Genomic DNA, 14,571 nt, shown 5'->3' on the forward strand with positions numbered 1-14,571 from the left:
AACAATGAAAATCGCCCTCGACCCCTACATGCACCGCCACCTGAGCCTGCCGGACCTGTGCCGCAAGACCGCCGAGCTCGGCTTCGAGTACCTGGAGCTGTCGCCACGAGAAGACTTCCTGCCCTGGTGGGTACGCCCCCGCGCCCACAAGGAGCGTATCGCCGAGTTCAAGAAAGCCCTGCGCGACCACCATCTGCAACTGGCCTCGCTGCTGCCGATGTACCGCTGGGCCAGCCCTCATGAAGACGAACGCCGGGCAGCGGTGAACTACTGGAAGGAGGCGATCCAGGTCGCCGTGGAGATGGGTTGCACCACGATGAACTCGGAATTTGGTCGCGGGCCGTCGCCTGATCGCGGGCATACCGTCAGTTGCTGCGGTGGCGTGCACAGCCACGAATCGAGCGAAGCGGCCTGGTGGCGCTCGATGGAGGAACTGGTGCCGATCCTGGAAAGCGAGGGCGTCACGCTGAACGTCGAACCTCACCCGGAGGACTGGTGCGAGACCCTGCACCCGGCCCTCGACATGCTCAAGACCCTCGGCTCGGACAACGTCAAGTTCCTGTACTGCACGCCGCACACCTTCTATTTCGGCGACGACATGAAAGCCATGATCGCCGAAGCCGGGTCGATGATCGCCCATGTCCACATCGCCGACACCTACAACCACAAGGCCTCGTCCGGCCTGCGCTACATCGTCAACCCACCCGGCGCCAAGGTTACCGTCCACCAGCACATGGACATGCACCAGGGCGAGATCGACTGGGACCTGTTCTTCAGTGAACTGGCCAAGACCGGCTTCGACGGCATTGTCACCGCGTGCGTATTCGGCTGGGAGGAACGGGCTGATGAATCCGGGCGTTTCATGCGCAAGGAAATCCAGGCCTACGTCGACAAGTACTTCAGGTAAACGGGCTCATTCCAACAACCGGACCAGCCGCGGCTCGATCGCCTGTTCACTCACCTCAAGCAGCGCCAGCGTCACCGGCAACTTGAACCGTCGCCGGCCGGCGCTACCAGGGTTGAGGTAGAGCCGCTCGCCACGCCACTCGATCAGCGGTTTATGGGAATGGCCGGTGATCACCAGCCTCACGCCCGGGTCGAGTAGCGCCGGCACATCCGCGATGTCATGGACCAGCAGTACCGGCCATCCTCCCAGGTCGAATTGCAGGCAATCGGCAAGGTGCCCTGCCCACTCGGCCTGCAAATCGTTGTTGCCGCGCACCACGTGCAGCTCGCCGATGGATGCCAGGACGTCGAGGATTTCCGGGCTGCCGATATCACCGGCATGAATGATCCGCTCACAGCCTTGCAGCGCGGCAAGTGCTTCGGGACGCAACAGGCCGTGGGTATCGGAAATGACGCCGACTTTCATGAAACCTTTCTCCCCAATCGTGTGTCGCCGCTTGTACCTGCCTCGTCGCAGTCAGCTAACATGCTGAATTCGAATAGGATAGGCTGCGCCGTGAAAGGTGCAGACCCGTCGTGGAAAGGATACGTCAATGCTCGGACGCAAGCAGCCAGAGCCCAAGATCGAAAGCCCAGATGAGGCCTTCTCCCAGCAAGCTGTGCGGGCAGGAGCGGCATTCCGGCTGACTGTGAGTTTCATGCTCGTGGTCGTCATCGCCTTCCTGGCCGTCGAAGGCTGGCGGACCTGGCGCGACTACCGCGCCGCTTTTGCGTCTGCCCGGGATTCGGTGACGAACCTGGCGCGGGCGACGGCCCAACACGCTGAAGATACCATTCGACAAGTGGATGTGGTCACCGCCGCCCTCGCCGAACGGGTGGAGGGCGATGGCCTGCAGAACATGGACATCCCACGCATCCATAAGCTATTGGTGCAGCAGGCCGCCATCATGCCGCAACTGCACGGGTTGTTTATCTATGGCCCGGACGGCCAATGGCTGGTGACGGACAAGGAAGTGATCCCGGAAATGGCGAACAATGCCGACCGCGACTACTTCCAATACCACCGCACCCACGAGGATCAAGGCGTGCGCATCGGTGACGTCGTCAATAGCCGCTCCACCAACGACCTGATCATTCCCATTTCCCGCCGCCTCAACAACCCCGATGGCTCGTTTGCCGGCGTATTGCTGGGGACCGTGAAGGTCAGCTATTTCGTCGACTACTACGGCGACTTCAAAATCGATGGCAAAGGCGCACTGGTCCTGGCCAAGCGCAGCGGAACGATCCTGGTCCGACGCCCCTTCGTCGCGTCGGTGATTGGCAAGAGCCTCGTCAACAGCGTGATTTTCAGGGAACATTTACCCACCTCCAACCAAGGGGTTGCCGAAGCCAAGGCTGTCGTCGACGACACCGAGCGCCTGTACGGCTACCGGGCCCTGACCACCTACCCGCTGGTGGTGGAAGCCGGCTTGTCCCGCGAATCGATCATCGCGCCCTGGCGCCGCGACCTGTTCAAGACCGGTTTGGTGCTGATTTTCCTGATCGCGATCCTGATGGGCTTCGGGCTCATCGTGTTGAGCCAGCTGCGCTACCGCATGGCCATGGAAAAGCAGATTCGCAGCGCCCACCAGGCCATGCGCGACATGGCGCTGACCGACAGCCTGACCGGGCTGGGCAACCGCAGGCGGCTGGACATCGCCCTGGCCGATGAGATCCGCCTGGCCAGGCGCCAGGGTTCGTCCCTGGCCCTGATCATGCTCGACGTCGATTACTTCAAGCGTTTCAACGACAGATATGGCCATGCCGCCGGGGATGATTGTCTGCGGGCGATTGCCGCCGCGCTCGGGCAGACCATCAAAAGGCCGGGCGACCTGGCGGTCCGCTACGGCGGTGAAGAGTTCACCGTGCTGCTGCCAAACACCGACAGCACTGGCGCCACCAAGGTCGTGCAGCAGATCCTCGAAGCGGTCAGGGCCTTGAACATTGAACATGGCGACCATCCCTTGGGCATTGTGACCATCAGCGCGGGCGTCACCACCTGCCAGCCGAGCGGCGAGGACGTCACCCCGGCCATGCTGATCAGGGCCGCCGATGCCTTCTTGTACCTGGCCAAGAACACCGGGCGAAACCGCTGGTGCAGCGCCGGTTCGACGCCGGGGTGACCCCCGCGGCAGCGCCGCGCATCGGTCAGATTCGTGCAAACCCAAGTCCACAGGTGCCGACGAGGCGCCTGGCGGCTACAATGCGCGCTTCGACCGTGACCAGCCTGACTAAAAACAAATGTCCTTGCCCAAACATCATCTGGAATTGCTCAGCCCCGCCCGCGACGTGACCATCGCCCGCGAGGCCATCCTGCATGGCGCCGACGCCGTGTACATCGGTGGCCCGAGTTTCGGCGCGCGTCACAACGCCTGCAACGAGGTGGGCGATATTGCCCGGCTGGTGGAATTCGCCCACCGCTACCACGCCCGTGTGTTCACGACCATCAACACCATCCTGCACGACAATGAACTGGAGCCGGCCCGCCAGCTGATCCACCAGTTGTACGATGCTGGCGTCGACGCGTTGATCGTCCAGGACCTGGGGGTGATGGAGCTGGATATCCCGCCCATCGAATTGCACGCCAGCACCCAGACCGACATCCGCACCCTGGCCCGGGCAAAGTTTCTCGACCAGGCCGGTTTCTCGCAACTGGTCCTGGCCCGTGAGCTGAACCTGCAGGAAATCCGTGCCATCGCCGACGAGACCGAGGCGGCCATCGAGTTCTTCATCCACGGTGCGCTGTGCGTGGCGTTTTCCGGCCAGTGCAACATCTCCCACGCCCAGAACGGCCGCAGCGCCAACCGTGGCGACTGCTCCCAGGCCTGTCGCCTGCCCTACACCCTCAAGGATGACCAGGGTCGGGTGGTTGCCTATGAAAAACACCTGCTGTCGATGAAAGACAACAACCAGAGCGCCAACATCCGTGCCCTGGTCGAAGCCGGCGTGCGTTCGTTCAAGATCGAAGGGCGCTACAAGGACATGGGCTATGTGAAGAACATCACCGCCTATTACCGCCAGCGCCTGGACGATGTCCTCGAAGACCGACCGGACCTGGCCCGTGCGTCCAGCGGCCGTACTGCACACTTCTTCGTCCCCGACCCGGACAAGACCTTCCACCGTGGCAGCACCGACTATTTCGTCAGCGAGCGCAAGATCGACATCGGCGCCTTTGATTCGCCAACCTTTACCGGCGTGCCGGTGGGCGTGGTGGAAAAAGTCGGCAAGCGCGACCTGCAAGTGGTGACCTTCGATCCGCTGTCCAACGGCGACGGTCTCAACGTACTGGTCAAGCGCGAAGTCGTCGGTTTCCGCGCCAACATCGCCGAGCCCAAGGGTGAATTCGAAGAGGACGGCCAGAAGCGCTACCGCTACCGCGTCGAACCCAATGAAATGCCGGCCGGCATGTACCAGTTACGTCCCAACCACCCGTTGAGCCGCAACCTGGATCACAACTGGCAGCAAGCGTTGCTCAAGACCTCCTCCGAGCGCCGCGTCGGCCTGGCCTGGAATGCACGCCTGCGCGAAGAACGCCTGGAGCTGACCGCCACCAGCGAGGAAGGCATCAGCGCCAGCAGCGCCCTGGACGGGCCGTTCGGCCTGGCCAACAAGCCGGAACAGGCCCTGGAGCAACTGCACGACCTGCTCGGCCAATTGGGCACCACCGAATACCACGCCACCGCCATCGAGCTGGATGCGCCCCAGGCGTTCTTCATCCCCAACTCGCAGCTCAAGGCCTTGCGCCGCGAAGCCATCGAAGCCCTGACCGCTGCTCGTGTGGCGGCTCATCCACGGGGTGGCCGCAAGGCCGAGACCAGCCCGCCGCCGGTCTACCCGGAGTCGCACCTGTCGTTCCTGGCCAACGTCTACAACCAGAAGGCCCGGGACTTCTATCATCGCCACGGGGTCAAGCTGATCGATGCGGCGTTCGAGGCCCACGAGGAAACCGGTGAAGTGCCGGTGATGATCACCAAGCACTGCCTGCGCTTCTCGTTCAACCTCTGCCCCAAGCAGGCCAAGGGTGTCACCGGCGTGCGCACCAAGGTCGCGCCGATGCAACTGATACACGGCGATGAAGTGCTGACACTGAAGTTCGACTGCAAACCCTGCGAGATGCATGTGGTCGGCAAGATCAAGGGGCACATCCTTGACCTGCCATTGCCCGGCAGCACGGCGCAGCCCGTGGTGGGCCATATCAGCCCTGAAGACCTGCTCAAGACAATTGCGCGCTCACCGCACTGAGTCCGCAAGGCCTGCTACCCGCACAGATCCCTGTGGGAGCGGGCTTGCTCGCGAAGGCGGTGTGACAGTCGACATCAATGTAACTGACCCACCGCCTTCGCGAGCAAGCCCGCTCCCACACTGGATCTGCGGTGGAGGAATGGCCGAAGTATCCCACCGCCACTTTTCATTTCTGCGCCGTTTTCGCTTTTCCGGGCGACAAATTCTGTTCAAGGGCTCCCCCGCCGCGGGTTCATGGTGTTAGGTTGTAAGTGATTGTTTCATCAAACGACACTTCTCCCCTGCAAAGGAATGCCTGCCACCATGAACTTCCCGTTCAAGCGTCTTGCCGTTGCCACCCTCATACTGTCCAGCCTGTCGTCATTCGCGATGTCGGCCAACGCCAATATCACCGCACAACAAAGCGCGACCCTCGTCAAAACCTTCTCCGACACCTCCGTCACCGATTTCCGGCAGTTCCTCGCAGAAGTAGCCAAAAGCGACCTCGCCAAAACCGCGAACCTCGGCCCGGCCATCAGCGCCTTCCAGGACAACAAAACCCTGTCGGCTGAACAACAGAACGAAATCCATCGCCTGCTGGGCCTCTACGCCCGAGTGAAATACGGCACAGCCGCTACCGAGACGCTGAAGGAACTGGTCGCCATCCCGACCTTTCGCAAGGACGGTGTAGCCCAGCACGAGAATCCGGAATTCCTCAAGATCGCCGACAAGATCAAAAGCCTGGCCGAAGCGTTCAAGCTGAACTTCCGCAACATCGACAACCGCGTCTATGAGATTTCCCTCGAAGGCAGCGGTGACGAAGTCGTCGGTATCCATGCCCATGCCGACGTGGTGCCGGTCACGCCGCAAAACTGGGTGTTGAAAGACGGCACCCGCCTCGATCCGTTCAAGGTCACCCTGGTGGGCGACCGCATGTATGGCCGGGGCACCGAGGACGACAAGAACGGCATCGTCGTGGCGCTCTACGCCATGAAGATCATCAAGGAAGAAAAACTGCCACTGGCGCGCAACTTCAAGCTGCTGGTCGACACCACCGAGGAAACCACCGGCGACGCCATTCCCTATTATTTCGAACGCAACCCGACGCCCAACTACAACCTGGCGCTGGATGGCGGCTACCCGGTGGTGATTGCCGAGAAAGGCTACGGCACCGTCATGGCGAACTTCGCCCGGCGTACCGCACAGGGCAAGGGCGCGCAAATCACCGCATTGACCGGCGGCCTGGCGACCAATCAGATTCCGTCGACCTCCGTGGCCACCTTTACCGGCGACAAGCCTGCCGAACTGGCCGCCGACCTGCTCAAGGCCGCTACCGACTATGCCAAGCGCAACGGCGGCAATTTCGAAGTGGGCACCCAAGTTGTCGGCAAGGACGTGCAACTGACCTTCACCGGCGTATCCGCCCACTCCTCCGAGCCCGAGTCAGGCGTCAACCCGGTCGCGCGGATGCTGGACTTCATCAATGGCCTGGACGGCAAGGTCGCGCTCAAGCACAACCACATCACCGACGCCGCCCGCTACGCCGCCGACAACTGGGGCCTGGATTATCTGGGCAGCAAACTGGGAATTGGCTTTTCCGATGCCTTCATGGGCCCGCTGACCGCGTCCCTGACGTTCGTCGGGATGGATGAGAAGACCTTCAAGCTTGCGGTCAACCTGCGGGTACCGGTTGGCAAGCCCACCGAAGCGATCAAGACTGACATTGCCGATAAATTGGCCGCCTGGAGCAAGAAATCCAAGGTCGCCGTGGCTTTCGATTACTCCATCGACGAGCCGATGTACCGCAACCCCGAGGGTGAATGGGTCAAGGCGCTGTTGGCCGTGGCCAGTGAGAACCTGGGCATGGAACACAAATACGGCACCTCCGCCGGCGCCACTTCGGTCCATGACTTGCCCAACGGTGTGCAATTCGGCCTGGCGATGCCCGACGTCAAGTACACCGGCCACAACGACAACGAGTTCAAGACGGTGGAGCAGTTCCTGTTGGACTTGCAGATCGTGACCGAAATGATGGGACGGATCGGGCAGTTGCCGAAGTTGTGATTGTCCGAGCCACACCGTGCACTTGAAGCTTGCTTGCCCCTGAGGCTTGCTTGGTTCCTGTGGCGAGGGAGCTTGCTCCCGCTGGGTCGCGCAGCGGGAGCAAGATTTTGCGGGCGCTGCGCACCCGAGCGGGAGCAAGCTCCCTCGCCACAGGGTTGCTTCATTCCTTCATGTAAGTGGCGCTGGGATCGATGACCTTGGCGGTAATGTCGACCAGCTCCAGCCCCCAATCCCCATGCAGGTACCAATCGTCCCCAATCATCTCGGCCGGGTGCATGGTTCGATCGGCACCATTCCCACAGGCCAAGGCATTGGTCGGACAGTAACGATCACAGCCCCAGCAAATGCGCTCGGGATGTTTGGGACTGATGGGAAAAGGCTTTGCCATGACGACCCCGCATAACAGATGGGTGTGCCCGTACCCTACCCCGTCGGGACAGCGCCACCCTTGATCCCGATCAAGAACAGCCGCGCGCGAGCAACAAATGCTCCCCGAGCAAAATTTCGCGCTGAAAATTGACAAGAATCATTATTATTCGCAGCGAAGCTTCCTAGACTCGGCGCCATTATTTAGCCAACCAGGAAGTCATCATGCGCCCCGTTGCTCCGTTGTCCCTCGCCCTGCTGTTACTCGCACCGCTGGCCCAGGCCAAGGAATACCCCATCGGCGAACCGCAACTGTGCCCGGGGCTGGAAGTCGGTGCGGTGTACCTGCAACCGATCGAAATGGCCCCCGCCGGCATGATGCGCGCCACCGCAGATTCGGATGTGCACCTGGAAGCCGACATCCGCGCCACGGCGGACAACCAGCAAGGCTTTCAGGAAGGCAGTTTCGTACCCTATCTCAACGTGTCGTTCCAGCTGAAGAAACAAGGCAACGACACCGAGCTCAAGGGCGACTTCCACGCCATGGTCGCCAATGACGGGCCGCACTACGGCGACAACGTCAAGCTGCTCGGCCCTGGCAAATACCAATTGACCTTCACCGTCCTGCCACCGGGTGGCCACGCGTCCCTCGGTCGTCATACCGACAAGGAAACCGGCGTGGCGCCGTGGTTCGAACGCTGCGAGCTGCATTACGAATTCGTCTACGCCGGGATCGGTAAAAAAGGCGGGTATTGAACATGCGCCGCCGATCCTGGCCGTCATGCCTGGCCTGGCTGATGCTGGCCGGTCTGCTGCTGCCGTCAATCGCCCAGGCCGAACTGCCCACCTATGAGTTGAGCATGCGCGACGGGCATTTCACGCCGCCGCAGCTGGAAGTGCCGGCCGGGCAACGCTTCAAGATCGTGCTGAAGAATGTCGGCCAGGGCCCGGCGGAATTCGAAAGCACGCCATTGCGCGTCGAAAAAGTGCTCTCGCCCGGCGTCACGACCTTCGTGGTCATCCATCCGCTGCGCCCCGGGCACTATCCGTTTTTCGATGAATTCAACCCGCAACTGCCCGAGGGCGGGATTCTCGCCCAATGATCGGCCTGCAGGAGGCATTTGCATGACTCAATCGATGTTTATTGTCTGGCGCGAAAGCGTCGAGGCGTTGTTGGTGATCGGTATCCTCCAGGCCTGGGTCAGCCGGCAACAACAGGCCAGCCATCTGTTGCGGTACCTATGGAGCGGCGCACTGCTCGGCTTGCTGTTGTCGGGCGTATTGGCCGGTTTGATCCTGCTGGCCGGCGAAGCCATGAGCGGCAGCGCCAATGAATGGTTCCAGGCTTCGCTGGCGTTGATCGCGAGTCTGTTGATCGTGCAAATGGTCGGCTGGATGCATCGCAACGCGGGGACACTGAAGCAGGACCTGTCGCGCCAAGCCGACCAGCGCCTGAGCCGCCAGGGTGGCCTGGGCCTGATGGTGCTGGCGTTACTGGCGGTCAGCCGCGAAGGCAGTGAAACCGTGGTCTTCCTGTACGGCGCCGGCGCCCGCTTGCAAGGGCCGTCACTGGGCCTGTTCGCCGTGGGTGCAATCGCTGGCCTGGTGCTGGCGCTGTTGAGCGTTTCCTTGCTCCACGGCAGTCGTCGGTTCATCTCCTGGCCGCGTTTCTTCGCCATCAGCGAAGCGATCCTGCTGCTGTTGGGTGCGGCGTTGCTGGTCAGCGGCATCGAGCGGATCGGCGGGCAATTGCTCGCGATGGATTGGCCCGAGCCGGTGTACCGTGGCATTGGCGATGCACTGTGGAACAGTAGCGCGATACTGGACGACGGCCATGGCCTGGGCGGATTCCTCGCCGACTTCGCCGGGTATCGCGCCAGTCCCAGCGCGCTGACCTTGCTGGTATGGCTTGGCTATTGGCTGGCCGTCGCAGGATGGTTGCGGACACCCAAGGCGGAAAACCTGCCATGCCCCACCTGACCCCCTGGCTCCAGCGCCTGGGCGACGGCATGCGGCGCCACGGCGCAACCATTCGTGCCGTGCAATGGGCGGTGGTGCTGTTCTACGCGGTGCTGCTGGTGATACCCGCCCTGTTACCATTGCCCAGCAGTCAGGCGCACCTGTTCGACAACCTCACGCTGCTGGCGCAGTTCCTGTTCTGGGGCCTGTGGTGGCCGTTCGTATTGCTCTCGATCGTCTTGTTCGGTCGGCTCTGGTGTGGCGTGCTGTGCCCCGAAGGCGCCTTGAGTGAATGGGCCAGTCGCTACGGCAAAGGCCTGGGTGTGCCGAGAAGCGTGCGCTGGGCCGGCTGGCCGACCCTGGCGTTCTGCCTGACGACGATTTATGGCCAACTCATCAGCGTCTACGACTACGCCCAGGCGGCGCTGCTGATCCTGGGTGGCTCGACCGTCGCGGCAGTGATCGTTGGCCTGCTGTTCGCCCGTGGCAAGCGAGTGTGGTGCCGTTATCTGTGCCCGGTCAGTGGCGTCTTCTCCCTCCTCGCCCGCCTGGCACCAATGCACTTTCAGGTGGACGAACAACGCTGGCTGGAAAACCCTGCGCCGCGTCGCCCCGCACCCAACTGCGCGCCCTTGCTGGACATCCGCCGAATGCGCGGCGCCACCGATTGCCACGCCTGTGGTCGCTGTAGCGGCCAGCGCGATGCGGTGCGCCTGATCGCCCGCTCCAGCAACCAGGAAATCCTTCAGTCAACGCCCACCACGCTCTCGCCCTGGGATGTGCGCTTGCTGTTGTTCGGCGTCATCGGCCTGGCCATGGGGGCCTTTCAATGGACCGTCAGCCCCTGGTTCATCACACTGAAGCAGGCACTGGCGCAATGGCTGGTGGCACACGACCTGTTCTGGCCGCTGCAAGACAACGCGCCCTGGTGGCTGCTGACGCATTATCCGCAACTCAACGACAGCTTCAGTTGGCTCGATGGCTTTTGCATCGTCGCCTATTTGGGCATGAGCGCCCTGTTGCTGGGGACTTCGCTGATGCTGCTGATGCGCCTGGCGGCACGACTTGCGGGCGATTGCGCAGAGTATTTGCCCCTAGCCGTCACCCTGACGCCCCTTGGCGGTGCGGGACTGTTCCTAGGCCTGTCGGCCACCACCGTCAAGTTGCTGCGCTATGAAGGGCTGTTGCTCGAGTGGGTGCAACCGGCTCGAGCCGGATTGTTGGTGGCGGCGATAGCCTGGAGCCTGTGGCTGGGTTGGAAACGCCTGGAGCAGACGACTACATCGCCCGTTCAGCGACTGCCCGCCATGGCCTGCCTGATAGTGGCCAGCGGTCTGGTGGGTTATGGGTGGTGGTTGCAGTTTTGGGGGTGGTGACACACTAAATCCTGTGGGAGCGGGTGCTCTCAATATCTGGGCTCAACACAAAATCCTTGTGGGAGCGGGCTTGCTCGCGAAGGCGTTGGTACATCCAACATCATCGCAAGCTGACCCACCGCTTTCGCGAGCAAGCCCGCTCCCACAGGGGGGGGGTGGCGGGCAATCACTCAACCCAGCGTGCGTTCAACTGCGTAATACAAACGAGGGAAACAGCTCGCGCATGGCGGCCCACAAGTCTGGCTGCAAGGCCTGCGCCGAGACGCTGGAGAGATGGGGGTCGAGCATCCGCGCGGTGCGCACCAGCTGCACGGCAAACCGGTTGACACCGCGCTCGCTCAGGCGTCGGGCCAGGGTCAGCAACCGCTCCGGGTCGAACAGATGCCAGTGCACCGTCGTGCGACATTCATAATCAACGCCGCTGTCCAGCAGGTGGTCGAGGCTGCGCCAGTTGGCGGCGCCGCTGCCTTCGACCCGGGTCACCTCCAGGGCATCTTCGGGCAAGGCCTTGATGTCGAACCCCACCCAGTCGGCAAGCCCGACCACTTTGGCGAAGGCCGCCGGCTTGATGCCGGCGCTGTGCAGGCCGATGCGAAAACCCATCTGCCGCACTTGCTCCATGGCCGGCGCCAGGCCGTCCTGCAAGGTCGGCTCACCGCCGCTGAACACCACGGCGTCGAGCAGGTCCTGACGGCGTTGCAGGAACGCCAACACCCGACACCAATCCACCTCCTCGCTGCCGCGTGGCGGGATCAGTTGCGGGTTATGGCAATAACGACAACGCCAGGCACACCCCTGGCAAAACAGCACACAGGCCAGTTGGCCCGGATAATCGAGGGTGGTCAGGGGCACCATGCCCCCGACCCGTAGCACTCGACTCATGGACGCCCGGCCGCGCGTTCGGTGAAGTGCACCCGCTCACGATGCTCGGATTGCTTACCGGGGTTGAAGGCCGCCACCGGGCGGTGATACCCCATCACCCGGGTCCAGACTTCGCAACGTTGACGCTGTGCGGGTGGAAGGCTTTGTGATGCATTCATAGGTGAAGCTCCTTGCGGTCGATGGATCGGATCAGTGAACGCTGCCTGCCAACTGCTGTTGCAGCAGCAAGGCCTCGTCGCATTTGGGGCAGAACTCGTGTTCGCCGGCCAGGTAGCCGTGCACCGGGCAGATGGAAAAGGTCGGCGTGATGGTCAGGTACGGTAGGCGGAAACGTCCCAGGGCCTTGCGCACCAGTTGCTTGCAGGCCTGTGTCGAGGAAATCTGCTCGGCCATGTACAGGTGCAACACGGTCCCGCCGGTGTATTTGCATTGCAGTTCGTCTTGCAGCTCCAGGGCTTCGAACGGATCGTCGGTGAAGCCCACCGGCAGTTGCGACGAGTTGGTGTAGTACGGCGCGACCGGGCTGCCAGCCTGCAGGATATCCGGGTAGCGCTTGAGGTCTTCCTTGGCGAAGCGGTACGTGGTGCCTTCGGCGGGCGTGGCTTCGAGGTTGTAGAGGTGGCCGGTTTCCTCCTGGAAACGCAGCAGCGTCGCCCGCACGTGATCCAGCAGTTTCAGCGCAAATGCACGGCCCTGCTCGGTGTGCAGGCCTTGCTGGTCGTCGGTGAAATTGCGCAGCATTTCATGCAGGCCGTTCACGCCGATGGTGGAGAAGTGGTTGCGCAACGTGCCGAGGTAGCGCTTGGTGTAGGGGTACAAACCGGCATCCATGTGATGCTGGATGACCTTGCGCTTGACCTCCAGGCTCTCTTTCGCCAGTTCCATCAGGGTATCGATGCGTTGCAGTAACCCGCTGGTGTTGCCTTTGTACAGGTAGCCCAGGCGCGCGCAGTTGATCGTCACCACGCCCAGGGACCCGGTCTGCTCCGCCGAGCCGAACAGGCCGCCGCCGCGCTTGAGCAGCTCGCGCACGTCCAGTTGCAGGCGGCAGCACATCGACCGCACTTGGTTGGGTTGCATGTCCGAGTTGAGGAAATTCTGGAAATACGGCAAGCCGTAGCGGGCGGTCATTTCGAACAGCCGGTCGGCGTTCTCGCTGTCCCACGGGAAGTCATGGGTGATGTTGTAGGTCGGGATCGGGAAGGTGAAGACCCGGCCTTTCGCATCGCCGGCCTGCATCACCTCGATGTAGGCGCGGTTGATCAGTTCCATTTCCGCTTGCAGGTCACCGTAGGCGAACGGCATCTCTTCACCGCCGATGACCGGGATCTGTTCGCGCAGGTCCTGGGGGCAGACCCAGTCGAACGTCAGGTTGGTGAACGGGGTTTGCGTGCCCCAGCGCGACGGCACGTTGAGGTTGTAGATGAACTCCTGCAACGACTGGCGAACCTGGTCGTAACTGAGCCGGTCCTTGCGTACATAGGGCGCCAGGTAGGTGTCGAACGAGCTGAACGCCTGGGCGCCGGCCCATTCGTTTTGCAGGGTGCCGAGGAAATTCACCATCTGCCCCAGGGCGCTGCTCAGGTGCTTGGGCGGCCCGGCCTCGACCCGCCCTGGCACGCCGTTGAGGCCTTCATGCAAGAGGGTGCGCAAGGACCAGCCGGCACAGTAGCCGGCGAGCATGTCCAGGTCGTGGATATGCAGGTCCGCCTCGCGGTGCGCCTCGCCGATGGCCTGGCTGTAGACTTCGTCGAGCCAGTAATTGGCGGTGACCTTGCCCGATACGTTGAGGATCAGCCCGCCGAGGGAATAGCCCTGGTTGGCGTTGGCCTGCACGCGCCAGTCTTCGCGGTCCAGGTATTCGTTCATCGAAGTGGCGACTTCCACCAGCGTACGACGATCCCGACGCAGGCGTCCGTGTTGCTCGCGATAGACGATGTAGGCGCGCATGGACAGGAAATACCCGGCGTCCATCAGAACGCGCTCGACGCGGTCCTGGATCTGCTCGACGTTCAACCGCGACTGCCCTTCCAGCCGTGCCAATACCGCCTCGAGCAACCCTTCGGCCTCGGCTTCGGCGTACTCACCAGTGGCCTTGCCGGCGGCGATCAGCGCCTGGCGGATCTTGTCCGCATCAAAGGCGACCACACTGCCATCGCGCTTGTGCAAGCGGTTACACCCTACTGAGATCAACGTGCTCTGCATTTTGGCTCCAGACACTACATATAGGCTTTTTAATTTGTAAAAACACAATATGCAGTGGAGAGTACGGCCAAATGATCGAGTTGCAATTGATCGATATCAAGAATCGGGGGCAACGACCAACCTGCTTGGAAGGGAGCAATGCGCCTCACACAAGGGGATTGGAGCACGACCGTGAGAATCAGGTCGGCTATAAGGCCGCCTTCGCGAGCAAGCCCGCTCCCACAGTTGGATCGGGGTATGACCGTGAGAGTCAGGTCGGCTATAAGGCCGCCTTCGCGAGCAAGCCCGCTCCCACAGTTGGATCGGGGTATGACCGTGAGAATCAGGTCGGCTATAAGGCCGCCTTCGCGAGCAAGCTCGCTCCCACAGTTGGATCGGGGTATGACCGTGAGAATCAGGTCGGCTGGCAGGCCGCCTTCGCGAGCGAGCCCGCTCCCACAGTTGGATCGGGGTATGACCGTGAGAGTCAGGTCGGCTATAAGGCCGCCTTCGCGAGCAAGCCCGCTCCCACAGTTGGATCGGGGTATGACCGTGAGAATCAGGTCGGCTATAA

Annotated in this window: 13 protein-coding genes and 1 pseudogene; 9 read left to right on the top strand and 5 right to left on the bottom strand. The window is 62.2% G+C overall.

Annotated features, from left to right (window positions below; translation table 11 throughout):
* Positions 1 to 4 precede the first annotated feature (4 nt).
* The gene (locus IB266_RS28660; protein ID WP_192263960.1) at positions 5 to 907 is read left to right on the top strand and encodes a sugar phosphate isomerase/epimerase family protein; all 903 of its coding nucleotides are present in this window, start codon (positions 5 to 7) and stop codon (positions 905 to 907) included.
* 6 nt (positions 908 to 913) lie between these two features.
* Here the strand turns inward: IB266_RS28660 and IB266_RS28665 are convergent, their stop codons facing one another.
* Positions 914 to 1,372, bottom strand: coding sequence for a metallophosphoesterase family protein (locus IB266_RS28665; RefSeq protein ID WP_192263962.1), 459 nt, complete (start codon positions 1,370 to 1,372; stop codon positions 914 to 916).
* 127 nt (positions 1,373 to 1,499) lie between these two features.
* On the opposite strand from IB266_RS28665, the gene IB266_RS28670 reads away from it, so the two are divergent.
* The 3 genes from IB266_RS28670 (at position 1,500) to IB266_RS28680 (ending at position 7,230) form a co-directional block, all read left to right on the top strand.
* Positions 1,500 to 3,068 carry a sensor domain-containing diguanylate cyclase gene (locus IB266_RS28670; RefSeq protein ID WP_192263964.1) on the top strand — a complete coding sequence of 523 codons (1,569 nt, stop codon included), beginning with the start codon at positions 1,500 to 1,502 and terminating at the stop codon, positions 3,066 to 3,068.
* A gap of 118 nt (positions 3,069 to 3,186) precedes the next feature.
* The gene (locus IB266_RS28675) at positions 3,187 to 5,187 is read left to right on the top strand and encodes a peptidase U32 family protein (RefSeq protein ID WP_192263966.1); all 2,001 of its coding nucleotides are present in this window, start codon (positions 3,187 to 3,189) and stop codon (positions 5,185 to 5,187) included.
* 303 nt (positions 5,188 to 5,490) lie between these two features.
* A complete protein-coding gene (locus tag IB266_RS28680; protein ID WP_192263968.1) occupies positions 5,491 to 7,230 on the top strand; it encodes a dipeptidase in 1,740 nt (579 codons plus the stop codon).
* A 160-nt stretch (positions 7,231 to 7,390) separates the two neighbouring features.
* Here the strand turns inward: IB266_RS28680 and IB266_RS28685 are convergent, their stop codons facing one another.
* A complete protein-coding gene (locus IB266_RS28685; protein WP_192263970.1) occupies positions 7,391 to 7,618 on the bottom strand; it encodes a DUF3079 domain-containing protein in 228 nt (75 codons plus the stop codon).
* 203 nt (positions 7,619 to 7,821) lie between these two features.
* Between IB266_RS28685 and IB266_RS28690 the strand changes: the two genes are divergently transcribed.
* Genes IB266_RS28690 through IB266_RS28705 form a run of 4 tightly spaced genes read left to right on the top strand, consistent with a single transcriptional unit; the run spans position 7,822 to position 10,931 of the window.
* On the top strand, positions 7,822 to 8,352 hold the full coding sequence (locus IB266_RS28690; RefSeq protein ID WP_192263973.1) for an iron transporter: 531 nt from the start codon (positions 7,822 to 7,824) through the stop codon (positions 8,350 to 8,352).
* A 2-nt stretch (positions 8,353 to 8,354) separates the two neighbouring features.
* Positions 8,355 to 8,699, top strand: a complete 345-nt coding sequence (locus IB266_RS28695; protein ID WP_192263976.1) for a cupredoxin domain-containing protein — start codon at positions 8,355 to 8,357, stop codon at positions 8,697 to 8,699.
* A gap of 22 nt (positions 8,700 to 8,721) precedes the next feature.
* Positions 8,722 to 9,576, top strand: a complete 855-nt coding sequence (locus tag IB266_RS28700; protein ID WP_192263979.1) for an FTR1 family iron permease — start codon at positions 8,722 to 8,724, stop codon at positions 9,574 to 9,576.
* Positions 9,564 to 10,931 (top strand): 4Fe-4S binding protein, encoded by a 1,368-nt coding sequence (locus IB266_RS28705; RefSeq protein WP_192263982.1) that lies wholly within the window; start codon positions 9,564 to 9,566, stop codon positions 10,929 to 10,931. The genes IB266_RS28700 and IB266_RS28705 overlap by 13 nt, the downstream gene beginning before the upstream one ends.
* A 186-nt stretch (positions 10,932 to 11,117) precedes the next feature.
* On the opposite strand, the gene IB266_RS28710 is transcribed toward IB266_RS28705, so the two are convergent.
* The 3 genes from IB266_RS28710 to IB266_RS28720 are packed head-to-tail and all read right to left on the bottom strand — an operon-like array spanning position 11,118 to position 14,018.
* Positions 11,118 to 11,813, bottom strand: coding sequence for an anaerobic ribonucleoside-triphosphate reductase activating protein (locus IB266_RS28710; RefSeq protein WP_225613679.1), 696 nt, complete (start codon positions 11,811 to 11,813; stop codon positions 11,118 to 11,120).
* Entirely contained in the window at positions 11,810 to 11,971 is a 162-nt protein-coding gene (gene nrdD, locus IB266_RS30930; protein WP_092174522.1) for an anaerobic ribonucleoside-triphosphate reductase, read from the bottom strand. Before nrdD ends, IB266_RS28710 begins: the two co-directional genes overlap by 4 nt.
* 31 nt (positions 11,972 to 12,002) lie before the next feature.
* Entirely contained in the window at positions 12,003 to 14,018 is a 2,016-nt protein-coding gene (locus tag IB266_RS28720; RefSeq protein ID WP_060742104.1) for a ribonucleoside triphosphate reductase, read from the bottom strand.
* A 71-nt stretch (positions 14,019 to 14,089) separates the two neighbouring features.
* Between IB266_RS28720 and IB266_RS30835 the strand changes: the two are divergent.
* Positions 14,090 to 14,571: pseudogene (locus tag IB266_RS30835) on the top strand (hypothetical protein); the annotation flags it as partial.

Origin of the sequence: Pseudomonas sp. Pdm06 (assembly GCF_014851795.1) — a bacterium.
In the GTDB taxonomy this organism is placed as follows: domain Bacteria; phylum Pseudomonadota; class Gammaproteobacteria; order Pseudomonadales; family Pseudomonadaceae; genus Aquipseudomonas; species Aquipseudomonas fluorescens_AA.

What these genes read in the sequence shown, in the direction of transcription:
- IB266_RS28680 (WP_192263968.1), top strand. Translation starts at nt 5,491, where the DNA reads ATGAACTTCCCGTTCAAGCGTCTTGCCGTTGCCACCCTCATACTGTCC.
- IB266_RS28670 (WP_192263964.1), top strand. Translation starts at nt 1,500, where the DNA reads ATGCTCGGACGCAAGCAGCCAGAGCCCAAGATCGAAAGCCCAGATGAG.
- IB266_RS28685 (WP_192263970.1), bottom strand. Translation starts at nt 7,618, where the DNA reads ATGGCAAAGCCTTTTCCCATCAGTCCCAAACATCCCGAGCGCATTTGC.
- IB266_RS28705 (WP_192263982.1), top strand. Translation starts at nt 9,564, where the DNA reads ATGCCCCACCTGACCCCCTGGCTCCAGCGCCTGGGCGACGGCATGCGG.
- IB266_RS28665 (WP_192263962.1), bottom strand. Translation starts at nt 1,372, where the DNA reads ATGAAAGTCGGCGTCATTTCCGATACCCACGGCCTGTTGCGTCCCGAA.
- IB266_RS28695 (WP_192263976.1), top strand. Translation starts at nt 8,355, where the DNA reads ATGCGCCGCCGATCCTGGCCGTCATGCCTGGCCTGGCTGATGCTGGCC.
- IB266_RS28660 (WP_192263960.1), top strand. Translation starts at nt 5, where the DNA reads ATGAAAATCGCCCTCGACCCCTACATGCACCGCCACCTGAGCCTGCCG.
- nrdD (WP_092174522.1), bottom strand. Translation starts at nt 11,971, where the DNA reads ATGAATGCATCACAAAGCCTTCCACCCGCACAGCGTCAACGTTGCGAA.
- IB266_RS28675 (WP_192263966.1), top strand. Translation starts at nt 3,187, where the DNA reads ATGTCCTTGCCCAAACATCATCTGGAATTGCTCAGCCCCGCCCGCGAC.
- IB266_RS28690 (WP_192263973.1), top strand. Translation starts at nt 7,822, where the DNA reads ATGCGCCCCGTTGCTCCGTTGTCCCTCGCCCTGCTGTTACTCGCACCG.
- IB266_RS28700 (WP_192263979.1), top strand. Translation starts at nt 8,722, where the DNA reads ATGACTCAATCGATGTTTATTGTCTGGCGCGAAAGCGTCGAGGCGTTG.
- IB266_RS28710 (WP_225613679.1), bottom strand. Translation starts at nt 11,813, where the DNA reads ATGAGTCGAGTGCTACGGGTCGGGGGCATGGTGCCCCTGACCACCCTC.
- IB266_RS28720 (WP_060742104.1), bottom strand. Translation starts at nt 14,018, where the DNA reads ATGCAGAGCACGTTGATCTCAGTAGGGTGTAACCGCTTGCACAAGCGC.